This is a genomic window from Aquirufa novilacunae (assembly GCF_045310505.1).
Taxonomy (GTDB): Bacteria; Bacteroidota; Bacteroidia; order Cytophagales; family Spirosomataceae; genus Aquirufa; species Aquirufa novilacunae.
The window spans coordinates 508846-533179 of record NZ_JBEWZG010000002.1 but is presented as its reverse complement, the minus strand read 5'-3'; the positions used below and the strand labels follow the sequence as shown (position 1 = coordinate 533179).

General features: G+C 42.8%; 26 protein-coding genes. 6 read left to right on the top strand and 20 right to left on the bottom strand.

Going from position 1 to position 24334, the window contains the following annotated elements; translation table 11 throughout:
* The first annotated feature begins 31 nt into the window (after positions 1-31).
* Positions 32-697, top strand: coding sequence for a metal-dependent transcriptional regulator (locus V7S74_RS07635; RefSeq protein ID WP_406778172.1), 666 nt, complete (start codon positions 32-34; stop codon positions 695-697).
* Here V7S74_RS07635 and V7S74_RS07630 read toward each other — a convergent pair.
* Genes V7S74_RS07630 through V7S74_RS07615 form a run of 4 tightly spaced genes read right to left on the bottom strand, consistent with a single transcriptional unit; the run spans position 689 to position 6248 of the window.
* Positions 689-3625: a DEAD/DEAH box helicase gene (locus V7S74_RS07630; protein WP_406778171.1), complete on the bottom strand. Its 2937-nt coding sequence runs from the start codon at positions 3623-3625 to the stop codon at positions 689-691. The two genes, V7S74_RS07635 and V7S74_RS07630, sit on opposite strands and share 9 nt — an antisense overlap.
* Positions 3626-3672: 47 nt before the next feature.
* The gene (gene prmA / locus V7S74_RS07625; RefSeq protein WP_406778170.1) at positions 3673-4494 is read right to left on the bottom strand and encodes a 50S ribosomal protein L11 methyltransferase; all 822 of its coding nucleotides are present in this window, start codon (positions 4492-4494) and stop codon (positions 3673-3675) included.
* A 3-nt stretch (positions 4495-4497) separates the two neighbouring features.
* Entirely contained in the window at positions 4498-5445 is a 948-nt protein-coding gene (locus V7S74_RS07620; protein ID WP_406778169.1) for an MlaD family protein, read from the bottom strand.
* A 5-nt stretch (positions 5446-5450) separates the two neighbouring features.
* Complete coding sequence (locus tag V7S74_RS07615) at positions 5451-6248, bottom strand: N-acetylmuramoyl-L-alanine amidase family protein (RefSeq protein WP_406778168.1); 798 nt, start codon at positions 6246-6248, stop codon at positions 5451-5453.
* A gap of 88 nt (positions 6249-6336) precedes the next feature.
* Between V7S74_RS07615 and V7S74_RS07610 the strand changes: the two genes are divergently transcribed.
* Positions 6337-9042, top strand: coding sequence for a putative LPS assembly protein LptD (locus tag V7S74_RS07610; protein WP_406778167.1), 2706 nt, complete (start codon positions 6337-6339; stop codon positions 9040-9042).
* On the opposite strand, the gene msrA is transcribed toward V7S74_RS07610, so the two are convergent.
* Positions 9039-9683, bottom strand: coding sequence for a peptide-methionine (S)-S-oxide reductase MsrA (gene msrA / locus V7S74_RS07605; RefSeq protein WP_406778166.1), 645 nt, complete (start codon positions 9681-9683; stop codon positions 9039-9041). The two genes, V7S74_RS07610 and msrA, sit on opposite strands and share 4 nt — an antisense overlap.
* Before the next feature lie 58 nt (positions 9684-9741).
* On the opposite strand from msrA, the gene V7S74_RS07600 reads away from it, so the two are divergent.
* Positions 9742-10359: a phosphatase PAP2-related protein gene (locus V7S74_RS07600; RefSeq protein WP_406778165.1), complete on the top strand. Its 618-nt coding sequence runs from the start codon at positions 9742-9744 to the stop codon at positions 10357-10359.
* Here the strand turns inward: V7S74_RS07600 and V7S74_RS07595 are convergent.
* The 3 genes from V7S74_RS07595 to V7S74_RS07585 all read right to left on the bottom strand — a co-directional run bounded on the left by V7S74_RS07595 (position 10352) and on the right by V7S74_RS07585 (position 13935).
* Complete coding sequence (locus tag V7S74_RS07595) at positions 10352-12271, bottom strand: polysaccharide biosynthesis protein (RefSeq protein ID WP_406778164.1); 1920 nt, start codon at positions 12269-12271, stop codon at positions 10352-10354. The two genes, V7S74_RS07600 and V7S74_RS07595, sit on opposite strands and share 8 nt — an antisense overlap.
* A gap of 106 nt (positions 12272-12377) precedes the next feature.
* On the bottom strand, positions 12378-13403 hold the full coding sequence (thiL, locus tag V7S74_RS07590) for a thiamine-phosphate kinase (protein WP_406778163.1): 1026 nt from the start codon (positions 13401-13403) through the stop codon (positions 12378-12380).
* Between the two features lie 49 nt (positions 13404-13452).
* Complete coding sequence (locus V7S74_RS07585) at positions 13453-13935, bottom strand: hypothetical protein (protein ID WP_406778162.1); 483 nt, start codon at positions 13933-13935, stop codon at positions 13453-13455.
* Between the two features lie 83 nt (positions 13936-14018).
* Here V7S74_RS07585 and V7S74_RS07580 point away from each other — a divergent pair, with 83 nt between their 5' ends.
* The 3 genes from V7S74_RS07580 to V7S74_RS07570 are packed head-to-tail and all read left to right on the top strand — an operon-like array spanning position 14019 to position 16558.
* The gene (locus tag V7S74_RS07580) at positions 14019-14246 is read left to right on the top strand and encodes a cytochrome b5 domain-containing protein (RefSeq protein WP_406778161.1); all 228 of its coding nucleotides are present in this window, start codon (positions 14019-14021) and stop codon (positions 14244-14246) included.
* A gap of 1 nt (position 14247) precedes the next feature.
* Positions 14248-15099 carry an N-acetylglucosamine kinase gene (locus tag V7S74_RS07575; protein WP_406778160.1) on the top strand — a complete coding sequence of 284 codons (852 nt, stop codon included), beginning with the start codon at positions 14248-14250 and terminating at the stop codon, positions 15097-15099.
* A gap of 49 nt (positions 15100-15148) precedes the next feature.
* Positions 15149-16558, top strand: a complete 1410-nt coding sequence (locus V7S74_RS07570) for a TonB-dependent receptor (RefSeq protein WP_406778159.1) — start codon at positions 15149-15151, stop codon at positions 16556-16558.
* 31 nt (positions 16559-16589) lie between these two features.
* On the opposite strand, the gene carA is transcribed toward V7S74_RS07570, so the two are convergent.
* The 12 genes from carA to rpmD form a co-directional block, all read right to left on the bottom strand.
* A complete protein-coding gene (carA, locus tag V7S74_RS07565) occupies positions 16590-17690 on the bottom strand; it encodes a glutamine-hydrolyzing carbamoyl-phosphate synthase small subunit (RefSeq protein WP_406778158.1) in 1101 nt (366 codons plus the stop codon).
* 96 nt (positions 17691-17786) lie between these two features.
* On the bottom strand, positions 17787-18392 hold the full coding sequence (gene rplQ / locus V7S74_RS07560) for a 50S ribosomal protein L17 (protein ID WP_406778157.1): 606 nt from the start codon (positions 18390-18392) through the stop codon (positions 17787-17789).
* Between the two features lie 87 nt (positions 18393-18479).
* Positions 18480-19469, bottom strand: coding sequence for a DNA-directed RNA polymerase subunit alpha (locus V7S74_RS07555; protein ID WP_406778156.1), 990 nt, complete (start codon positions 19467-19469; stop codon positions 18480-18482).
* Positions 19470-19543: 74 nt separating this feature from the next.
* The gene (rpsD, locus tag V7S74_RS07550) at positions 19544-20149 is read right to left on the bottom strand and encodes a 30S ribosomal protein S4 (protein ID WP_223131590.1); all 606 of its coding nucleotides are present in this window, start codon (positions 20147-20149) and stop codon (positions 19544-19546) included.
* Between the two features lie 101 nt (positions 20150-20250).
* On the bottom strand, positions 20251-20646 hold the full coding sequence (rpsK, locus tag V7S74_RS07545; RefSeq protein WP_130895422.1) for a 30S ribosomal protein S11: 396 nt from the start codon (positions 20644-20646) through the stop codon (positions 20251-20253).
* Positions 20647-20686: 40 nt separating this feature from the next.
* Positions 20687-21064 (bottom strand): 30S ribosomal protein S13, encoded by a 378-nt coding sequence (gene rpsM, locus V7S74_RS07540; protein WP_130895423.1) that lies wholly within the window; start codon positions 21062-21064, stop codon positions 20687-20689.
* 46 nt (positions 21065-21110) lie between these two features.
* On the bottom strand, positions 21111-21227 hold the full coding sequence (gene ykgO / locus V7S74_RS07535; protein WP_130895424.1) for a type B 50S ribosomal protein L36: 117 nt from the start codon (positions 21225-21227) through the stop codon (positions 21111-21113).
* A gap of 31 nt (positions 21228-21258) precedes the next feature.
* The gene (gene infA, locus V7S74_RS07530; protein WP_127803117.1) at positions 21259-21477 is read right to left on the bottom strand and encodes a translation initiation factor IF-1; all 219 of its coding nucleotides are present in this window, start codon (positions 21475-21477) and stop codon (positions 21259-21261) included.
* Between the two features lie 10 nt (positions 21478-21487).
* Complete coding sequence (gene map, locus V7S74_RS07525; RefSeq protein ID WP_406778155.1) at positions 21488-22294, bottom strand: type I methionyl aminopeptidase; 807 nt, start codon at positions 22292-22294, stop codon at positions 21488-21490.
* A gap of 1 nt (position 22295) precedes the next feature.
* Positions 22296-23618 carry a preprotein translocase subunit SecY gene (gene secY, locus V7S74_RS07520; RefSeq protein ID WP_406778154.1) on the bottom strand — a complete coding sequence of 441 codons (1323 nt, stop codon included), beginning with the start codon at positions 23616-23618 and terminating at the stop codon, positions 22296-22298.
* Between the two features lie 17 nt (positions 23619-23635).
* Positions 23636-24082: a 50S ribosomal protein L15 gene (rplO, locus tag V7S74_RS07515; protein ID WP_406778153.1), complete on the bottom strand. Its 447-nt coding sequence runs from the start codon at positions 24080-24082 to the stop codon at positions 23636-23638.
* Between the two features lie 46 nt (positions 24083-24128).
* Positions 24129-24308 carry a 50S ribosomal protein L30 gene (rpmD, locus tag V7S74_RS07510; protein WP_205753085.1) on the bottom strand — a complete coding sequence of 60 codons (180 nt, stop codon included), beginning with the start codon at positions 24306-24308 and terminating at the stop codon, positions 24129-24131.
* Positions 24309-24334 lie beyond the last annotated feature (26 nt).

The following is a 24334-nucleotide window of genomic DNA, read 5'->3' as shown; positions in this document are numbered from 1 at the left end:
ACCTAAAAAATAAATTTACTATCTTTACCTCATGGCGATCTCATTCACAGAAGAAAACTACTTAAAGGTCATTCACCGTCTATCTGAGGCTACTTCAGAGGACATTTCAACGAACGCTGTCGCTGAATTAATGCAAACTAAAGCGGCGTCTGTGACGGACATGTTACGCAAATTAGCGGACAAGGGTTGGGTAAATTACCAGAAATACCAAGGGGTTCGCTTAAGTCCGGCAGGCGAAAAAATTGCGTTGTCGATTGTGCGAAAGCACCGACTTTGGGAAGTATTCTTAGTCGACAAAATGGGTTTCAACTGGGATGAGGTGCACGAAATCGCCGAACAATTAGAGCACATCGAGTCTGACGAATTAGTTCAAAAATTAGACGCCTACCTCGGATTCCCTAAAACCGACCCCCACGGCGACCCAATTCCGAACAAAGAAGGCATCTTGCCTGAATTAGCCTACCTACACCTGTCGGATATCAAGGCCGGAAAAAACTGTAAATTAATGGGAGTGGCGCAAGATTCAGCGGTCTTCTTGCAGTTATTAACGAAACTAAACTTAAGTCTGGGAGCTAAATTAGCGATCATGGAGATCAACGAATTCGATCGATCCTTTTTCGTCTCGATTAACGACGCAGAGCCCATCTTCATCAGTCATGAAGTGGCTAAAAACATCCTCGTTAAAATTCTAGCTTAATAAATCGAGTACCTCGTCTTCGCTCAAAGCACGTAAGATGCTCTCGTCTGACGTCACCAGCTCTGAAGCTAAATCCTTCTTGCGTTGCTGCAAGGCCAAGATTTTCTCCTCCACCGTTTCTTTCGAAATGAACTTATAGGTGAAGACTGTTTTCTTTTGACCGATGCGGTGCGCGCGGTCAATCGCTTGAGCCTCCGCCGCTGGATTCCACCAAGGGTCTAGCAAGAACACGTAATCCGCAGCGGTTAAGTTCAAACCTACCCCGCCGGCTTTTAAAGAGATTAAGAAAACGGATTGCCCGTCGTCTTTTTGGAAGCTTTCCACTTGTCCCTTCCGATCCAGTGTACTTCCATCTAGGTACGCATAGGCGATGCCACGCTCTTCTAAAGCCGCTTTAATCAAGTTCAAGTGCTGAACGAATTGGCTAAAGATCAAGACCTTGTGGTGTTGCTCTAATACCGTTTCTAATTTCTCTAGAACGGCCTCCATTTTTCCGGAGTCGCCCGTATAACCCTCCTCACAAAGAGATGGATGGTTTGCTAGCTGACGCAATTTCGTTAAACCCTGCAAGACAGAGAAACGGGATTTCTGTAAACCCTCGTCCTTGATCTGCTTTAAAAGCACATCGCGGTAGAACGATTTCGTCTTATCGTACAAGCGCTCCTGTTCCTCGGTCATCGAGCAATAGGTCACCGATTCCATCTTCTCTGGTAAATCCGCAGCTACTTGACGTTTTTCACGACGCAATAAGTAGGGCTTAATTAAGAAATAGAGGCGCTTTTTCTTCTCCATATCCGCCTTCTTCTCGATCGGCAATTGGAAATGGTCTTTGAAATAACGCTGAGTACCTAGGAGTCCGGTGTTAACGAAGTTCATTTGCGACCAAAGATCCATCGTCGAATTCTCTAGCGGAGTTCCCGTCATAACGAGGCGGAATTTCGCATTCAACTTCTGAACGGCTTTGGTAATATTCGCCAAAGGATTCTTAATCGCCTGCGACTCATCTAAAATCACATACGAGAAGGCTTGCTTTTCGAACCATTCAATGTCCGAACGCACCATCCCGAAAGAGCAAAGTATCAAATCAATTTTCCCGATTTGGGCTTGTAGCTTCTCTCTTTGAGGCCCGCTATAGACTAAAACGCGCAATTGCGGCGTAAATTTCTTCGCCTCCATCTCCCAGTTATACAACAGGGAGGTAGGCATCACGAGCAAGGTAGGCAAGGTCTCGCCCTGCTCCTTTAAACTTTGTAATAGGCACAGCGTCTGCACCGTTTTACCAAGACCCATGTCATCCGCTAAACAAGCGCCTAGGCCCGCAGCCTGACGCGTGCGCATCCAACGATACCCCTCTAATTGATAAGGACGCAAGGTGCCTTTGAAGTTCTTCGGCACGGGATATTCTTTCGCTTCTAGCGCAAGGTCGTTAACGGTCTTGGCACGTAGCGCTGTTTTCACTAAATCTTGATTCTCCCACTCCTGCACTAATTGGTAATGTTGGCGGCGCAAGAAGACACCCTCCTCACCAGGACGGGTTTCAGAGAAATAGAATAAATCTTGGTAATCGTGGAACCAGTTATCTGGAATCATCGCGATAGACCCATCTGGCAAATGGAATTCTTTCTTCTTTTGCAGGATGAGCTGGCGGATTTTCAGGAATGGAATTTGGAACTCCCCAAACGAAATCACCGCCTGAATATCGAACCAATCCAGTTTTTCTCCGATGCGAATCTTAATCTCAGGCTTGCCTAAAAAATAACGTGGCGCCTGTCCATCACCTTTGAACTGTACCACAAATGCAGCCTGATCCAAGGCTTCCTTATTCGCCGTTAACCACTGTACTGCCTCGCCACGTTGCATAAAGGCGCGTCCATCGCTTTCCATCTTAAGACCTAAAGTCTTCAGCTGTTGGAAGGCACGCTTTTCTTTGACGTGGGAACGCATGATTTTTTGGAAGGCATAACTATCGCCTTTCTTTTCAAAAAGAACGTTTGCCTCAGACGATAAACCGTCCCAAGGGAAGCGGTTATTGCCGTATTGAAAGGATAGCACGAAGTTCCAGCGATCCGCTGCTTCTAAAGCTGCCTTCTTTTTTAAGGTCTCTTCCTCCTCTAATTTAGGCGCTGTAGGTCCATAGGAAAGCAGGAATTGAACTGGCTTCTCGGTATTTGTAATCTCGAATCCTTTGGCATGCACCGGATAACGAGCTACCATCGCCTTCACGAATTTTCGGAAGTAATCTTCCTCCATATTCTTCGGAATCGCGACAAACTTCTTATTCAAGAAAGGGCGTAATTTCTTCCCCTCTAATTCTGGATTGAAGTGGTATAATTTCTGGTTCATCAGCATCCAAGCCGGCTCATCGCATAAAACGACCGCGTCCTTGTACTGGAACTCTAACTTATTGCCTTTGTATTTTAAGGTAGGGAAGTAATGCGTATTCTCCTCATTGCGCATGAAATGGAACAACACATCTACGGCCTCCGCTTCGATTTGCACAGACTGGCGCATCGGGTTTCCATCATTTCCCATGATGAAGAGTGTCTTATCGGGACAAATGAGTCCAAATATTTGACCCCTCTTTTTCTCGATCACCGACATCACTGCCTCCTGAATATCTTTCTCCCCTTTCTCTGCATCCCAAGTCTTCAAGAAGAATTCTTCCATCGTCTTGCGCTTCGAAGTATTGAACTTTTCAAAAACGGCTACCGGTTTCATGCTCTCGATCAAACCCACCGCCGTGCGGTCGCGGTCATCTAGCGCATGTTCAAATTCGTGGAAATTCCGGGAAGTAAGTGTTTGGTACTCCCAGGTCAATTGACCTTTCTCATTTAATTGCACCACAAAGACTTCGAATAAATATCCAAGGCATTCATGAGACAATAAAGAATAAACAACCTGGAAAGGTTTGTTAGGGGAGATTTTCATTTTAAAAACACCCGATTTCTCGGATTACAAGAGTCAAACCTTTAAAATTAAGGTTTTTTTCTCAATTGCAAGCAAGCCCAATTGTTTTTTGATGCTTGCGCGATAAAATTAAGTTGCTGCTTATCAGCCGATTCCAATAAAAGTGGAATGTCTTCGGTATAGAAACCACTTAAGAAAAGTAGTCCACCGGGCTTAATTCGAGCGGCGTATTCCGCCATTTCTGCGAGTAATATATTGCGATTAATATTGGCTAAAAGCACATCATAAGCCGTCTCATCCTCATCAGCTATCGTACCTAGCCCAAAAGGAATCTCGGCACAATCATTCAGCCCTGCATTTTCGATCGAATTCTCTACCGACCATTCATCGATATCGAAACCTCTCACGAAGCTAGCACCGCGCTTCTTTGCCACAAAAGCTAAAAGCCCTGTGCCCGTTCCTGCATCTAAAACGGTCTTACCCGTTAAATCCACATCGAAAAGGGCTTGCGTCATCAGGGAAGTCGTTTCGTGATGGCCAGTACCAAAAGACATTTTGGGATTAATCACCACCTCCATCTGAAACCCTGGCTCCGAAGGATGAAAACTAGCGCGTATCAACACCAAGTCATCAATGCGAATAGGATCGTAATTACTCTCCCATACCTCATTCCAGTTTTGCTTCTCGATGCGATTCGTCTCAAAAGTCGTCAAACCGTAGCGCGACATAATTTCCGACAATGCCTCCTCCGAAAAATCAACCTCCGGGCAATACGCGATGACTCCCGTATCGGAATCCTCAAAAATATCGAACTGAATTTCGCCTAGCTCAGCGACTAAAATATCAGACAGCTCAGGACTGGCTGTAATTTTCACTTGAATCGTAGACATAAATTAATTAGAAGGAGGCGTGTTTTTCTTACCAAAAACGGAAATGCCGATGTACCGTTTCGGCTGCAATCTAAAGTCAAGCAAAAGCTTATCTAGATCAACGATGGTTTTATTTAGTCCTAGGTATAGGCTATCGTTCTTAATCAGTTTACCTGCAGTACCCTCGCCGCGCTCTAAGCCCTGCACGATTTTCTTCAATGAAACCACCGTCGCATCCACCTCTTTCAAGGTCTTACCGATTTTCAATGCATTCAAGGAATCCGCTACCGTATTAAACTTCGTCAACAAAGGGCGCAACTGCTTTTCAGTTTCAATCAAATCCGTCGACAAGGTCTTCATGTTCGATGAAATCTGTGCGATGTTCGCTTTGTTATCTGCGACGATACCGTTTACCGAGCCATTGATATTAGAAACAGTCTCATTTGAAGTCTTCAATAAGGTATTCAAATAGGTGCCGGTATGATCGAATTTATTCGAGATTTGGCGGAATGAAACTAGTAAGGAATCTGCGTTCGCGATCACTGGAATAGCCCGTTCTTTTAATAAGGCAGTGACGCCCACTTCCGTCTCCCCTTTTAAGAAAGAATCCTCGGCTAAATTTCCTTTGCCCTCTAAGCGCAAACGAATGATTTTACCACCTAATAAGGCCCCATCAGAGAGCACTGCCACAGTTTTATCTGGAATAAGGATGTCTTGGCTTAATCGTAAAGTGACTAAGATTTTATTGGCCTTTTCAGGCAGAATCTCCACTTTCTTTACTTTTCCGACCTCGATGCCATTCACCATCACTTGGTTAGAAACCATGAGCCCATCGACGTTGTCATACTCTACATAATAGACGCGCGCCGTCGAGAATACGTCATTCCCTTTCAGAAAATTAAACCCGAAATAGAGGATTAAGAAGGCTAACAATGCCAAAAACCCTACTTTTAATTCATTGCTTTTGAACATCGTTTCTATTTTTCGATTTCTTCTTTGTAATGCTTAAATGCCGTCGCAATGGCCGTGGCCACCTCTGACTGTCCCTTTTCCGAAGCTAAATATGCCTCTTCGTCTGGGTTCGTTAAAAATCCCGTTTCTACGAGAACACTGGGCATCGCGGTCCTCCAGATCACTAAGAATCCCGCCTGCTTCACCCCAAAACTCTTCCGCTGGTATGTTTTTGTAAACTGCTCCTCTACCTTAGAAGCGAATTTCACGGAACTAGCCATGAACGCACTTTGGTAATTCGCCATCATAATATGGGCTAATGGAGAATTAGGATCAAAACCATCGTAGGTCTTTTGGTAATCCTTCTCTTGCAAAATAACGGAGTTTTCACGCTTCGCTACGTTCAAGTTGCCATCCGTTTTGTGCAGACCCATGGTATAGGTTTCTGTTCCGTATGCGTTTTTATTCACCGCCGCATTGCAATGCACGGAGATAAACAAGTCCGCTTTATTTCGATTCGCAATATTTGCGCGCTCGTTTAACTCAATAAAGGTGTCTGTATCTCGGGTATAGATAATCTTCAAATCAGGATGAGCTGCTTTCAGCTTTTTTCCCACTTCCAAGATAATTTTCAAAGTCACAATGCCCTCGTGAGAACCTTTAGGGCCAGAACAGCCTGGGTCTTTTCCTCCGTGACCTGCATCCAAGCAAACCACTCTGATTTTGTTTTTAATGTCCGTTTTCTGAAAGCCGCTAGGCGTCCAAGCTGTCAGCAATAAACCCAGCGAGAAAAATAAACCGATAGATTTTATCTGATTAAACATTATTTTCTAATTGTACACGTTGATAACAAGCAAAGATGTAATTTTGTAGGCTTGTATTAATGTTACAAAGATAATTTTTAAATTCCATTTGGTAAAGAAATCCACATATTACCTTTTTGTTACCCTGCTGCTCCTATTTGCTTCTTTTTCAGAGGCGAAAGCGCAGCGAGTAATCTCGACGGATACTTTACAGAAATCGATCCCTAAAGACACGGCGGCGGAATTACAGACCACGGTTTACTATTCAGCCGTAGACTCCACGATTTTAGACGCAGACAAGCAAATCGTTAATTTGTACGGTAATGCCAAAGTCAAATACGGCGACATCTCCCTCGAAGCGAACTATATCCGCTTAGACTGGGCAAAAAACGAGGTCTATGCCATTGGGACAAAAGATACGCTCACGCAGAAGATCGTCGGTCTCCCTGTTTTTCTCCAAGGAAGTGATAAATACGATTCCGATGAGATTCGCTATAATTTCAAAACGAAACGAGCCATCATTAAGGGAATTGTGACCCAGCAAGGTGAGGGTTTTGTTCAGGGGAAAAACGTCAAAAAAGACGAGGAGGAGAACCTTTACATCCGAAATGCCATCTACACGACCTGTAATTTAACGCATCCACACTTTCACATCAAGGCAAACAAGATCAAAGTTGTAGGCAAAAAAGAGATCATCTCCGGACCGTTTCACTTTGAGTTGAATGACATTCCCTTGCCCATCGGCTTACCTTTTGGCTTTTTCCCCTATTCCCAGCCAAAGGAGGCCGGAAAATCAGGGATTATTATGCCCACCTATGGCGAGGAGCCGAATGGACGTGGGTTTTACCTGCGTGAAGGCGGTTATTATTGGGCGGCTAGCGAAAATATAGGCATCCGTTTTACCGGCCAAATCTATTCTAAAGGTGGCTGGGGTCTAGGCGCCAACTCCCAATACAACAAGCGTTATCGTTACACAGGTAGCTTTAATTTAGCCTTCAATCGCAATAGCAATGGGGATGAGTTTGATCCGACGAAAAGAACTGATTTCGCTCTGCAATGGTCGCATGCGCCACGTAGTGTAGGAAACTCTAGCTTCTCGGCCTCCGTGAATATCGCCTCGAACTCCTACAACCAATACAATTCTTTCAATACCCAGCAATACCTGTCTAATACGATTGGATCATCCGTGCAGTATTCCAAGAATTTTGGCCAAAGCATTCGCACGAGCATCAACCTACGCATCAATCAGAACACGAGTACGCGTGTGTTTGATGCGGGAACGGACTTTAACTTTGGCCTAAACCAGATACAGCCCTTCAAAAAGAAGAACTCCATCGGCGATCGTTTCATCGATCAATTCCGTATCGGTTTAGACTTTTCAGGGGGAATCTCGATGACGAACCAAGTAGGTGACCCCTATACGCGTTATGAATTTGATGTGTATCCACGTGCTTCTAATTCGCTCAGAGGTACTATTCAACGGCCTTTTATACCGACTGGCGTGGATGATGTTCCGCCAGGCGTAATTCCAGTAGATGCGAGCACCTTGCCGATCTTATGGGAAAAGGCGCAGACCAAATTCAATTATAGCATTCCGCTCGCCCTGCCTAACCTGAAGATAACGAAGCACATCAATTTAACTCCTGGAGTGTCTTGGTCAGGAAATATGTACACGCGTTCTTACAAGTATACCTACGTGCCAGCGGATTCTACCGTGCGCATCGATACGGTGGGCGGCTTGCCTAAATTTAGCTCACAGGTAGCCTTTTCGGCGAGTATGAATACGCGTTTGTTCGGAACTTTGCGCTTTAAGAAGGGGCGCCTAGAGGCCATTCGACATACCTTAGTCCCATCTGTAGGCCTAAGCTATACACCCGATATTTCCGATCCGACTTACGGATTTTTCCAAGATGTTAGAATCAATAACCGGAAATTTATTAATTCTGAAGGAAAAGAGCAGATCGGGGATATTCGCCGAATTAGTACGTTTGACCCGAGAACGATGAGTTATGGGGGTGCGACAGGGGCGGTTTCTTTTGGGTTCCAAAACACCTTAGAGGCTAAACTGAAAACGAAATCTGATACGGCGAGCGTTTTAACGGAGAAGGTCCGCATTTTAGACAACTTCGGGATCAACGGAAGTTATAATTTATTGGCAAAAGAATATGCCCTTTCTAATATCGGGTTTAACCTCGCGTCCCGCGTAAAGGAATTTGATATCAACTTAGGTGGAAGTTTTGACCCCTATTTGTATGTAGAGGATCCTTTGTTTTTTGATATCGGTCGCAGAACTCCAGACTATATGTTCAGTTCTGGTGCTGGATTAGCTCGTTTACAAGGATTCAACTTCTCGATAGGCCGTCGATTCTCGGCAGGCAAACCTAAACCAAAAGAGAATAAGAATGCCAGCGAGGCACAAATGAATCAAATTAACCGAAACCTAGACGACTATGTCGACTGGAATGTGCCTTGGAACTTCTCCTTTTCGTACCAATACAGTATGAATAAGACAGGTTTAGCCTCTCCGCAAAACATCAGTGGTCTTAGCTTCCAAGGCGACTTAAGTCTTTCCGAAAAATGGAAATTCTCAGTAACCTCTGGCTTTGACTTCAAGTACAAAGGCCTGACCTACACGAACATGTCCGTGCACCGCGATCTACATTGCTGGGAGATGAACTTTAACTGGACGCCAATCGCGAGTCCATTCTATGGCCGTGCAAGTAATTATTCCTTCGATCTTCGTGTGAAATCGACGCTGCTACAGGATTTGAAATTATCCCGTAGACGCAGCTTTTATGACAAAGGAGGATTCTAGTTTAGCTTAGATTTAAAGGCCTTTAAGAACTTATCCATTTTAGGTTTGATGACGATTTGGCAATAAGGCTCCGTCCCATTCTCATTAAAATAGTTCTGGTGGTAATCTTCCGCCACGTAAAACTCGGATGCTGGAGTAATTTCCGTCACAATTGGATTAGGGAAAACGTGGGAGTCATTTAACTTTTTCTTCCAAGCCTCCGCCTCATTTTGCTGCTCCGCTGTATGGAAAAATACGGCACTACGGTACTGAGTTCCGGTATCTGCCCCTTGTCTATTCAAAGTCGTGGGATCATGTGTTTGCCAAAAAATCTCCAACAAAGTCGCCACACTCACCTCATCGGGATCATAACTTAACTGACAAACCTCTGCATGACCCGTTAGTCCCGAGCAAACTTCGCGGTAGGTTGGATTCTTAATCTTCCCACCCATATAGCCTGAAGTGACCGTTTTCACTCCTTTCACACGCTGAAATACCGCCTCCACACACCAAAAACACCCTGCTCCAAACGTAATTTTCTCTAATTTCTGATCCATTTTAGTTGTCTGTTTAGTTTTTTCTGTTGCGCTACCACAGGAAAAATGAAAAGCGCTCGTGATGATGCTCAACACTATTACCGTAATTTTCGAGATCTTTTTCATCTTATTTTATTTTTTAGCACTAATTTCGCTTCCCAAATTACCTAATTTTCGTTCAAACTTGAAACAAACCTGGAAAACCGCCTTTGCAGATCGAAGCTTTACAATCTCCTTCCTGGGAGCCCTAGCCGTGTTCTCTATTTTCCCCTTCAAGGCAGATGATTTTTTCCAATGGATCCAAAAGCGAGATGGCATCCAGTGGAACGATCCCATACTAAACGCGCTTCCAGCCCTAAATGTTTCCTACCCTATTTTTGGGATCATCTACTTATCGGTCATTTACCTCTTATATCGCCTTTTACGAGACCCGAAACGATTCGTTTGGTTTGCATGGGCCTTCAATGTAGAGACCCTATTCCGCTTTATTTGTATTTACTTCGTTGCGCTGGACCCTCCGGCTCGATTAGTGGACTTACATGATCCTTTAGCGGAGCTTTTCATTTATGGGGAGAACATGGCCATCACAAAAGACCTCTTCTTTTCTGGTCATACGGCCACAATGGTTTTTGTTTGTTACTTCCTGCCAACAACTAGAGAAAGACGAATAGCGATCGGACTTAGCCTCCTTTTAGTAGGCTTGCTCCTAGTTCAGCACGTGCATTATAGCTTGGATGTAGTAGCTGCTCCACTCTTTACATTAGCGGCTATCTGGATCGTAAAAAAAATCAGGGTTATTTAGACGATTTCTTGTCTAAGGTCTCAAACACGGAATTGTTCGATTTGTATTCTGGAATAATCTCCTTGATTTTCGCCACAATCGAATTATTATTTCCGCTCGATAACAGGTGATTCAAATCATTCGTAGCTACTTCCATGTACGCATAAGAAGGCGTATTTACCTCCGCGATCAAGATCTTAGGATGGTGTGTAGGCAAGGTATTTTCGTCGTTGTTTAACAACTCTTCGTATAACTTTTCGCCCGGACGTAATCCCGTATACCGAATCTCGATATCCTTATCCACACGTAGACCACTCAAGGTAATCATCTTCTTCGCTAGGTCAATGATCTTCACAGACTCTCCCATATCGAAGACAAACACTTCACCACCTTGACCCATCGTCGCCGCTTCTAAAACAAGTTCGCAGGCTTCCGGAATCGTCATGAAATAACGTGTAATCTCTGGGTGCGTCACCGTTACAGGCCCGCCACGCTCAATTTGCTTCTTAAACAACGGAATAACAGAACCATTGGAACCTAACACGTTCCCAAAACGAGTGGCAATAAACTTCGTCTTCACCCCTTCGATTTGGTTCATCGACTGAGTATACATCTCAGCTAAACGCTTCGTCGCACCCATCACATTCGTCGGATTTACGGCTTTATCCGTAGACACCATCACGAATTTTTCCACCCCTACCTCAGAGGCTAATTCCGCCAAAATACGCGTACCAATCACGTTCGTCTTGATCGCCTCGTACGGATTATTTTCCATTAATGGCACGTGCTTATAGGCAGCTGCATGGAAAACGATATCAGGGCGGTGGTTCTTAAAAATCTTGCTAATACGTCTGGTATCCGACACATCTGCCACATTCACGATGAGCTGAACGTTCGTCGGAACTTTACCAGCTAATTCATATTCTAAATCATATAAAGCCGATTCTGCTTGATCAACTAGAACTAACTTCGCAGGGAAATAAGCAATCAACTGACGAACAATCTCACTACCGATAGAGCCCGCCGCACCCGTCACTAAAATAATTTTGCCTGAAATCTCCTCGCCGATGCGCTTGTTATTCATTTGGATTACTTCGCGACCCAATAAGTCCTCAATTTTCACATTGTGAATTTGATTCATCGCGAACTCACCCTCTACCCATTTATCTACTGGAGGTAGGGCCTTCACGACCACGCCTCTATCCAAGAAAATGTCAGAAATTTTACGCTTCGACTTTGCAGACATGTTATTAATGGCCATAATAACCTCCATGCCGTCATTCGAACCCACGAACTTATCTAATACCTCTGGTAAGCTGTATACTTTAATACCCTCGATGGTTTTGCCTATTTTAGACTCATTATCATCGATAAAACCGAGTATTTTATAGTTAGTGCTGCGGTCTGTTTGGAACACATTTTTCGTCAACATACCCGTATAACCAGCCCCATAGATCAACACGCCGATCGTCGGCTTGAACTGATTCACAAAGGACTCGTAAAAGCTCTTCACAAAGAATCGCAAAATCACCATCCAAAACAGACAAATGAAGAAGTCGATGATTAAAATAGATGCCGATAGATTGAATACGTGCTCAAAACCCAAGGTATTTCGGATAACTCCAGAAACCGCCACGGCTCCCAATGAACCCGTGAAAACCGCCTTCAAGATCAGAATGGCATCCTCAATACTCGTATGTCGAATGATTCCAGCATAGGACTGGAAATACAAAAAGGCTAATAAACGTAAGCCTATGATAAAAATAAGCTGGGAAAAGAAAATGTTGAAGTCAATTTCCGTCACCTGGAAATTCATGCGCAACAAGGTCGCAACAGAAAAAGAAAATACGACTATCAAAGAGTCAAATACCAAAACTAACCACCTTGAAAGGAAGCGATTAGAGTATTTCCGGATGAAGGAAGACTTTGTCATAAGTAGGATCTTCTATAAAACGGGGTAGAATTCCATACAAAAATACCCATTTTAATCCGATTCTAATCCTAAATTTATCAAACGGCTAATTTTGTAGACGAATGGACTACGCTTTCCCGAATCCTGGAGCCGTTAAATCGACGATTGCATCCGACTTCATCACCATAACTCGTTCTTTCGCGATATTCGTCATGTAACCAATGGCGGTCACGTCTGCGATTTTTTCTACTTTAGGAAAATCCTCCTGAGAAACGGTAAACAACAACTCATAATCCTCTCCACCATTTAAAGCGGCAGTCAAAGGACTCAAACTAAATTCCGTCGCAGCTAAATAGGTCTCGTCATCAATCGGAATATTCTTCTCAAAAATTCGCGCGCCTAAACCAGATGCGTTGCACAGGTGAATGATCTCAGAGGCCAAACCGTCCGAACAATCAATCATCGAGGTCGGAACCACCCCTAACTCGCGTAATTCGTGTATAATATCAAAGCGAGCCATCGGTTTTAACTGACGTAGCACCACATAACTCTTCCCTTCTAATTCGGGTTGCATATCTGGATTCGCCAAAAAGACCTGCTTTTCTCTTTCTAATGAATGCAAACCCATCAACGCTGCCCCTAAATCTCCAGATACGCAAAGCACATCGTTCGGCTTCGCCGTTCCGCGCTTCACTAATTTCTCGTCCTCTACCACACCCGTGGCAGTCATTGATAAAATCAAACCTTGCGGACTAGAAGTGGTATCACCACCCACGATATCCACTTTGTATTCTTCACAAGCTAATCGAATGCCTTCGTATAAAGCATCCACAGATTCCACTGAGAAACGATTAGATAATCCTAACCCAATGATTAGTTGGGTCGGAATCGCGTTCATCGCTGCGATATCGGAAAGAACGACAGATACGGCTTTGAAACCTAAATGTTGCAAAGGCGTGTAGGCTAAATCGAAATGCACACCTTCGATTAAAAGCTCTGTGGTGGTCACGACTTTATTCCCTTTCGGATCTAAAACAGCCGTATCATCGCCTATTCCCAGCTCCGTCCAGGCTTGCTTCTCTGTCAATTGAGACGCGATATGATTAATTAAACCAAACTCACCAATCTCACCAATTTCTGTTCTCTTTTCCATATAACACAAAAAGCCGCCACAAGGACGGCTTTTATTTTTAAAAATCTACTTAATTAACTAAAGCTAACTTAACAATAGCGCTGCTCGCTTTTACATAAGCTGTCGATTGTTGTAAGCTTAATCCAGTCGCCGTAGGCGTGGATAAAATAGAGTAAATGATGGTACCGCCGGTTCCTGTAGGGGCCCCTTCAGCACTGGTCAATCCACTTAAAGTTAAGCTATTCCCATCCGTCGCAACGGTGTAGGTGCCTGTAAATATTTTCCCATCAAACTCCGTTAATGTCACAGAACCTGCGGTTGATAGATCTAATTTGTATTGCGAATAACCCTGAACGACATTCGAAGTGCTCGATTTATCGTATTTAGTCACGCCGTCCCATTGAACGGAGCTAGCCGACCACACTTTCTTGACTAAAGTAGCCACACTCACCGTCGGAGTAGGAGGCGTAGGAGTCGGAGTAGGAGTTGGATCCCCTCCGCCACTGCATGCCATCACAGAGATAGCAAATAATAAGACAAAGAATTGTTTCATAGGAAATTATATTGCGATGTAAAATTAAAAATCTTTCTGAAAAAAATGGTCTTTGACCCTTTTTATTTAGCTTCGTGTAAAATATGAAGACCTATACACGCGGACAGTTAGCCCTACGAAATGGGCAGGATAAGCCTGAAATTTGGGTGGCCTTTCAAGGGCTCATTTATGATATGACGCATTCCAAATTGTGGAAAAATGGCAAACATTATGAGCATTGGGCAGGCCAAGATTTAACACCGGAACTAGCCGATGCTCCACATAGTGAAAAAGTATTTGAGAAATTTACGCCCATTGGGATCCTAGAATAGCATGATTTTAATCGTTGAGAGTGGTTCGACTAAAACAGCCTGGAGATTAATAAAAGATCCTGCGGCACCTTATGAGAGTTTCACTAGTCTGGGGATCAATCCCTATTACCAAACAGCGGAAGAAATCAAGACCGCGCAGGCGACCGTCCTCGCAGGCTTTTCTGAACTGCCCATCTCTGCCGTTTATTATTATGGCACAGGTGTTACCGGCGATGCACAATGCGAAATAATTGCAGCTGCCTTTCGTCCATTTTTCCATCCAACTTGTTCGCTAGAAATTCAAAATGACCTCATCGCCGCAGCTCGCTCCTTGTGTGGAAAAACAGCCGGCATCGCCTGTATTTTAGGGACTGGGTCTAATTCGGGATATTGGGATGGCACACGCATTTCAGAGCAGATACCCCCACTCGGATTTTGGTTAGGAGATGAGGGAAGCGGTGGTCATTTAGGCAAAAGCTTAGTTTTAAGTTATCTGCATAATCAAATGCCGGCGGATTTGAGGGCGGTTTTTGAGAAGCGGTTTGGGGTATTAGATCGTCTGACAATTTTAGATAAGGCCTACAAACAAGCTTTCCCGAATCGCTGGTTTGCCAGCTTTTCGAAGTTTCTGTTTGACCACCGAAGGGATGCCTTTTGTTATAACCTAATTGAGCAGTCTTTCGACGCCTATATTCGACTTTATTTAAAACGCTATTCGGTGGATACTCTCTTTCATTTCACGGGTTCCGTGGCCTTTTATTACTCGGATATCTTGAAACAAGTGATGAAAAAAAATGGTTTAACTACTGGACATATTAGCGAAGGACCTATGGCTGGTCTTTGCCTGTATCACAAGGGGGAATTTTGGCCATAAATTCGTAAATTGCCGTATCAAACTAAATGCCTGAGAAAAAATATATCCTATGACTTCACACATTAAATCCATAGGCACAAAGCAAAAAGCACTTCAAATTAACTTAGACCGCAGTATTTACGGCTCCTTTGCGGAGATCGGGGCGGGTCAGGATGTAGCTGCTAATTTCTTTAAAGCGGGCGGTGCCTCAGGTACTATCGCAAAAACGATTTCAGCCTACGATATGGCTTTTTCAGATGCCATTTATGGTGAAGAGGCCTCAGGAAAATACGTTTGCGAGCCGCGTTTAATGAAGATGTTAAATCGCGAGTTCAAGTTATTGAATGTTCGCTTAACAGAATCCGCTTCCGAAAAACGATTCTTCGCCTTCGCTGACACCGTTTCTGCCTTAAATTTCCAAAAAACCAATGACGCACACGGCTGGATCGGACTTCGTTTTCAATTAACCCCCAATGGCGGTTTTAACGATGTCGTGATTCACGTCAACATGTTAGATAACGACAACATCCTACAACAGCAAGCGCTGGGGGTGATCGGGGTGAATCTATTGTATGGTTGCTACCACTACTACGAGGATCCAGAGAAGTTGTTATTGTCCTTACTAGATGATTTATCGAAGGACCGCATCGAGATCGATATGATCCGTTTCGAAGGTCCAGATTTCAAAGAGGTGGACAATCGCTTGATGTCACTTTATTTAGTGAAGCACGGATACACGCAAGCGGCGGTTTTTGGTCCAGATGGCAAGGTGATGCAGCCTTACGATGCTTTATCGAAGAAACACATCGTAGCCGTTCGTGGTCGTTTCCGTCCAGTAACGAATATCTTCTCAGATATGTTAAAGAAGGGCGTTGCGCAGTTTGAGCAAGAACCGGATGTGGATGATGATAAAATCTGTGTACTTTCTGAGTTAACGCTGAAGAGTTTAGAAAACGAGAAACACAAGATCGATGAAAAGGATTTCCTAGATCGTGTAGATATTTTATGTTCTTTAGGCCAAACCGTGTTAATCTCTAATTTCCACGAATACTTCAAGCTAGTCGACTTTTTAAGCCAGTTCTCTAAGCTAAAGATGGCGCTGGTGATGGGTATGCCTAACTTGGAATATATTTTTGAGGAGAAGCATTATGCAGATGTGCCAGGAGGAATTATGAGTGCTTTTGGCTGTTTATTTGGCCAAAAAATCAAACTCTACCTCTACCCTACCGTTTCGACTACGGGCGAAATCGTTCAACTGAAGAATTTCGAACCAGATGCGCATCTGAAAGGTCTATTCCAATACTTATTGGATAACGAGAAGTTAGCGGAGATTAAAAACTATGATGAAAAACTCATGAATATCCGTACGGATCAGGTACTTGAACTAATTCAAAGCGGTACCGATGAATGGGCACAATATGTACCAAAATCTGTCGCCAAATTAATCAAAGAACACTCGCTCTTCGGATATAAAGCCTAACAAAAAAGCCCTGATCTCTCAGGGCTTTTTTTTATTTCATTAGATCGATAAACTGATCAAATAAGTAACGAGAATCATGCGGTCCCGGGCTAGCTTCTGGGTGATGTTGCACCGAGAAGGCCTTGCGATCTTTCACGCGTAAACCTTCGACGGTTTGATCGTTCAAGTTAATATGCGTCAATTCCGCTTTATCTGATGAGTTCAATTCGTCCATCTTCACGGCGAAACCATGGTTTTGGGAAGTGATTTCAGACAAACCTGTCACTAAATTCTTCACCGGATGATTTAACCCACGGTGTCCGTTGTGCATCTTGTAGGTACTTAAACCCACTACTTGCGCCAGGATTTGGTGACCTAAACAAATACCGAAAACGGGTTTATCGCTATTCAAGAATTGCGTCACCGTTTCAATCGCATAAGACATCACCGCTGGATCACCAGGGCCATTCGAAACGAAATAGCCATCTGGATTCCAAGCTGCAATTTCTGCAAAAGAGGTCTTCGCTGGAAATACTTTCAAGTAACATCCGCGCTCAGCAATATTAGATAAGATGCTTCTTTTCACGCCTAAGTCTAATACAGCTACTTTGCGTTCTGCTTTCTCCTCACCTAAGAAATAGGCTTCTTGCGTACATACTTGAGAAGATAATTCTAAACCCTCCATCGATGGAATTTTATCCAAAGCCGCCTTTAATTCAGCCTCATCAAAAATCTCTGAAGAGATCAAACAGTTCATCACCCCTTTCGTACGGATGTGGCGAACTAATGCACGTGTATCAATACCAGAAATACCTACGATACCGGCGTTAGCTAAATAATCTTGTAAAGATCCGTCCGCTGTTTCACGGGAGTGAACGCTAGCAAACTCATTACAAACCATACCGGCGATTTGGACCTTATTCGATTCCGCCTCTTTCTCTTGCATCACCCCGTAATTTCCGATGTGTGCCGTTGTATTGATAATCACTTGACCCGCGTAAGACGGATCCGTATAAATTTCTTGATAACCCGTCATACCGGTGTTAAAACAGATCTCACCGCCGTGAGTACCTATTTTCCCTAGTGCTTTCCCGTGGAAGATAGTTCCATCTTGTAATAATAAAACCGCTGGTGTGGACTCGGTAAATCTCATAAAATGCTGTTATATAATAGGGGTCTAAACTTCATTACCTAAAAAAAGGGCTTCAACGGAAAGTTGAAGCCCTTTAAAAAAATAGAAAGAGAGAGATTAAGCGTCTTCTCCTTTTTCTTCTGTGGACTCCTCAGTTGCTGGTGCTTCTGGAGCAGCTTCTTCAGCTACTTCTGGTGCAGCCTCTTCAGCTACAACCTCAGCTGCTGGAGCTTCTTCAACAACTTCTGCAGATGGTGCTTCCGCAGCCGCTACTGGAGCCGCAGCTTCAGTTGCTTTTGCAGCGCCACCACGACGGCTACGACGAGTTTTACCCGCTTTCTCCGCTGATGCAGCTAACATTGTTTCGTTGAAGTCAACTAATTCAATGAAGCAGATTTCCGCGTTATCACCTAAACGATTACCTAACTTGATAATACGTGTATATCCACCTGGACGATTCGCTACTTTCTCAGAAACGATAGAGAACAATTCTTTGATCGCATCCTTATTTTGTAAATAAGAGAATACCACACGACGATTGTTAGTGCTATCAGTTTTAGACTTTGTGATCATTGGCTCTACGTATTTACGTAATTCCTTTGCCTTAGCTACAGTCGTTTGGATACGCTTGTGTAAGATCAAAGATGAAGCCATGTTTGATAACAACGCTGCTCTGTGAGAGGCTGTTCTTCCTAGGTGATTAAATTTTTTACCGTGTCTCATTGTGTTATTTCGTAAGTTAAAAGCTCTTGCGAGCTGCGGTTAGTTTACCTCTCGGCAAACCACCTATTACTTTGTTTAAATTATTAATTAATCTTCGTCTAAACGATATTTAGAAACATCCATTCCAAAGGTTAATCCTTTTTCCTCGATCAATTGCTCTAATTCAGTCAATGATTTCTTTCCGAAGTTACGGAACTTCATCATATCAGAGATTTCTAATTTCGCTAATTCACCTAAAGTGCGAACGTCAGCTGATTTTAAGCAGTTGTAAGCACGTACAGATAAATCTAAGTCAGCTAATGAAGTCTTCAATAACTTGCGCATGTGAAGTAATTCCTCATCTACTACATTATCTTCTTCTGCCTTAGGAGTTTCAAATGTCATTGTTTGATCAGAGAACAACATAAAGTGTTGGATCAAGATATACGCAGCACCTTTCAATGCATCTTCTGGGTGGATAGAACCATCCGTCTCGATATCTAAAACTAATTTCTCATAATCCGTCTTTTGCTCCACACGTGTGTTCTCAATGCTGAACTTTACATTTTTGATTGGAGTGTAGATGGCATCGATAGCGATGTGACCGAATGGCAACTCGTTTGCACGAGGCTCATCAGCTGGTACATAACCACGACCTTTTTCGATTACTAAATCAATTTCAACTTCTTTCGAAGAATCTAAATTGCAAATAACCAATTCAGGGTTTAATACTTGGAAATAAGGAGTAAACTTAGCGATGTCACCTGCAGTGATAGCTGTTTGTCCTTTAATTTTCATAGAAACTTTGTTATCCAAAATTTCTTGTGTCTTCTTGAAACGAATTTTTTTCAAGTTCAAGATGATCTCAGATACATCTTCATGAACGCCTTCAATGGCAGAAAATTCGTGTAACACACCAGAAATCTTAACGCTTGTGATAGCATATCCTTCTAAAGAAGAAAGTAAGATTCTACGAAGTGCGTTACCAATGGTAACACCGTAACCTTTTTCGAGTGGCTTGAACTCAAATAACCCGTGGAAGTCTGTGGCTTTTTCCATCACAACTTTTTCGGGCATTTGGAATGCTAATATTGACATATTTCGTAGCTTAAAATGATACTGAAAAAACGTTATTGGTACTCTTAATAAACTCTAGTAATCTCGTTAGGAGATTACTTAGAGTATAATTCGACAATTGCTTGTTCGTTGAAGTTTTCAGGAATCTGATCTCTTTCTGGCATAGCAACAAACTTACCAACCAATTCAACACCATCCCACTCTAACCAGTTGAAGTTCTTTGGAGAACGAGCAGCTAGTGAGTTAGATACTACTTCTAGAGATTTTGATTTAGCACGAACACCCACTAATTGACCTGGACGTAGAGAGTAAGATGGCACATTTACTACTTCGCCGTCTACAATGATGTGTTTGTGAATAACTAATTGACGCGCTGCACGACGTGTAGGAGCAATACCTAAACGATAAACCGTGTTATCTAAACGAGCTTCACATAATTTGATCAAGTTTTCACCTGTTATCCCTGCCTTTACAGCAGCCTTGTGGAACAAGTTTTCGAATTGGCGTTCTAAAATACCGTATGTGTATTTTACTTTTTGCTTTTCTTTCAATTGCACTGCGTATTCAGAAACCTTTGAACGCTTTCCTTTACCGTGCATACCTGGTGCATAGTTTTTACGAGCTAATGCTTTGCTCGGACCTAGAATTGCTTCACCGAAACGACGTGCAATCTTGGATTTGGGACCTGTGTATCTAGCCATTTTTCTTAAAAGTCATTGGACCTCTTATGCCCAATGAAGTAATTAAATTGTGAATAAAAGCGGGAGAAAATAATTACTAATTACTCCTGCATAAAAAATTATTAAACGCGACGACGTTTTGGAGGACGACATCCATTGTGAGGCATTGGAGTAATATCTTTGATGATAGAAACTTCAATTCCTGAGTTTTGGATAGTACGGATAGCTGACTCACGTCCTGCTCCTGGTCCTTTTACGAAAACCTCCGCTTTCTTCATTCCTGCTTCAACAGCTACCGCTGCACAGTTAGATGCTGCCATCTGAGCTGCGTATGGTGTGTTTTTCTTAGACCCACGGAAACCCATCTTTCCTGCTGAAGCCCAAGAGATCACTTGACCTGCTGAGTTAGTAATGGAGATAATAATGTTGTTAAAGGAAGCTTTGATGTGTACTTGTCCGTTTTGTTCAACGACAACTACTCTCTTCTTCGCTTTATCTTTTCTTTTTGCTTGTGCCATAATTTGAAATGAAATACGAAGAGGTGTTACCCTCTAGTTATTATTTAGTTACTTTTTTCTTGTTAGCAACTGTTTTTCTACGACCCTTACGAGTACGTGAGTTGTTCTTAGTACGCTGACCACGTAATGGAAGACCTTTACGGTGACGTAATCCACGGTAGCAACCGATGTCCATCAAACGCTTGATGTTCAATTGAACCTCAGATTTCAACTGACCTTCCGTTTTGAATTCAGCAGCGATGATCGCACGGATAGCGCTAGCCTCCGTATCGTTCCACTCACCAGCTTTCTTGTCAAACGAAACCGCAGCTTTCGTTAAAATTTTTTGAGCAGTGCTACGACCAATACCGAAAATATAAGTCAACGCAATTTCTCCTCTTTTTTTGTCGGGAATATCAACCCCTGCAATACGAGCCATATAGGTAATTAATTGTTGTTATTAATCAATTTAAAATTCTGTCGAATTATCCTTGTCTTTGTTTGAACTTAGGATTCTTCTTGTTGATTACGTAAAGCTTTCCGTGACGACGGATTACTTTGCAATCTGCACTACGTTTCTTGATAGATGCTTTAACTTTCATATTAACTGTATTTATAAAATCAAACCTTAAATTACTTGTATCTGTAAACAATTCTCGCCTTACTTAAATCATAAGGAGACATCTCTAACTTCACCTTATCACCTGGTAAAATCTTGATGTAGTGCATCCGCATCTTGCCCGAAATGTGTGCAATGACTTGGTGCGTATTTTCCAATTCTACCCGAAACATGGCGTTCGAAAGAGCTTCCAAAATAATTCCGTCTACTTCTATCGAGGACTGTTTGGCCATAATTATTAATTTATATATTCAACAATACTGTTGATGTTTTAATCACTTCTTCAATCGGAGCAAAGGTCGTCAAAATGATTGGGCCTTCTTTCCCTACCGCCACCGTGTGTTCAAAGTGAGCACTTGGTTTGCGATCTTGTGTGCGGATAGTCCAGCCATCCTTATCTACTGAGATTTGACGCTTACCTAAGTTAATCATTGGTTCGATCGCAATGACCATTCCTTCTTTTAACTTAGCTCCTTCCCCGCGGCGACCATAATTAGGTACCTCTGGGCTTTCGTGAAGCTTCTTACCTACTCCGTGACCAACTAGCTCTCTCACTACTCCGTAACCAAATGATTCCGTGTAAGATTGAACAGCGAAACCAATGTCGCCAACTCGTTTGCCTGGTGCGGCTTGATTCAAACCTAAATACAAGGACTCTTTCGTCCGTTGTAACAATTGAACTACGTCTTCAGATACATTTCCGATACCATAGGTATAGGCGCTGTCTGCGTGGTAGCCATTTTTATAAACTCCTCCGTCTATCGAGATAATATCACCTTCTTTCAGGATCAATTCTCCAGGTAAACCATGAACCACCACATCATTCACCGAAATACACAACGAATAGGCGTATTTTTGGCTTCCTACTTGGTAGTTCAAAAAGGATGGATGCGCTCCATTATCTTTAATGTACTCGTAAGCAATTTTATCTAAGGCCAAAGTACTCACTCCCGGCTGTATCGCCTTCGCTACTTCAGCATGACATTTTCCAAGGATTTCGCCATTCTGTTGAATGAATGCTAATTCCGCGGGTGTCTTTAAATAGATCATCTTAACGATTAATCAGTTCTGAGCGACCTTTCACTCTTCCTGATTGCATTAAACCTTCGTACTTACGCATCAACAAATAACTTTCTATTTGTTGCAATGTATCTAATACTACACCTACCAAGATAAGAAGAGACGTTCCTCCGAAGAAAGAAGCAAAACCTCTTGTTACACCAAACAAGTTAGCAATCGCTGGAAGAATCGCGATAAGCGATAACATCACAGCACCTGGTAAAGTAATACGATCTAAAATCGTTGCAATAAAACCTGCAGTCTCTTCACCTGGCTTCACTCCTGGAACAAAACCTCCACCACGCTTCATATCATCAGAGATTTGAGTCGGGTTAATTGAGATCGCTGTGTAGAAGAAGGTAAACACAATGATTAAGAAAGCAAATAATACGTTGTATTGCCAAGTCGTGAAATCACCGAAAGCAGAGGCTACCGAAGAAGCAAATTCTGATTTCTCAGCAAACGACTGAGCCACTAAACCTGGGATAAACATCAAAGCTTGAGCAAAGATGATCGGCATTACACCTGAAGCGTTTAACTTCAAAGGAATGTATTGACGCTCACCACCTACTGCTGTTGCTTTCGAACCTACCACTTGCTTAGCATATTGAACTGGGATACGGCGAACCGCTTGAGTAACCATGATGGCACCCATTACCACAAAGAATAAAGCAACAATTTCAATGATGAACATTAAAGCACCTGACATCCCGCGAGAACCTGCTTCTTGTAAAATAGACGCTGGGAAACGAGATACGATACCAATCATGATCAACATGGAAATACCGTTACCGATACCTTTGTCCGTAATCTTCTCTCCTAACCACATACACAACATCGTACCACCTATTAAGATAGCAACGCCATATAAACGGAAGAACCAAGGATCTACCATGATCGCTTCAGAAGGAATCGTTACTTGTAAATAAGTAAACGCTTGAGCTGCTGTAACGAAAATCGTTAAGATACGAGTGATTTGGTTTAACTTCTTACGACCTGACTCACCGTCCTTCTGCATTTTTTGGAAATACGGAAGCGCAATAGTCAATAACTGAATCGCAATAGAAGCCGAGATGTAAGGCATGATACCTAAAGCAAATACCGAAGCATTACTTAAAGCACCGCCTGAAAAGATATTTAACAAACCGAAAAGACCACCTTCTCCTGCTTGAGTTAACTTAGTCGCATCTACACCTGGTAAAGCTACGTAAGAACCTAAACGGAAGAATGCAATGAAAAGAAGCGTATTTAGAATACGGCCTCTTAACTCCTCGATTGAGAAAATATGCTTGAAAGTTGTTATTAACTTGTTCATTCGATTAGAATAGAGGATTAACCAACAATTGCTTTACCGCCTGCTGCTTCAATCGCAGCTTTAGCAGCACCTGAGAAACCTTTTACAGTAACCTCTAACGCAGTTGTTACAGATCCACGTGATAAAATCTTCACTAAGTCAGACTTAGAAACAAGACCATTTGTGTAAAGTGTTTCAAATGTAATCACCTTAGTTCCGATTGAATCAGCTAATGCTTGTAAGGTATCTAAGTTGATTGCTTTGTATTCTACACGGTTGTGGTTCTTGAAACCAAACTTAGGAACACGACGTTGTAATGGCATCTGACCACCTTCAAATCCTCTCTTACGAGAATAACCTGAACGAGATTGAGCACCTTTGTGACCACGAGCAGAAGTTCCACCTAATCCAGAACCTTGACCACGACCAACTCTTTTTCTAACTTTTACTGAGCCTTCAGCAGGCTTTAACGATGATAATTTCATTCTAATTGGGGCTTAGCGCTGCTGTTCCCAGCAACTCGCATGTTAATTAAATATTTTCAACTACAATTAAGTGGTTTACGGCACGAATCATACCTGCAATGGCTGGATTCAATTCAACCTCAACACTCTTACGGATTTTTCCTAATCCCAAAGCTTGGATCGTACGCTTCTGTACTTCCGGGCGCTTAATTGCACTTTTAACTTGAGTAATTTTAACTTTAGACATTGTATGTTCTATTAGAGAGGCTTACG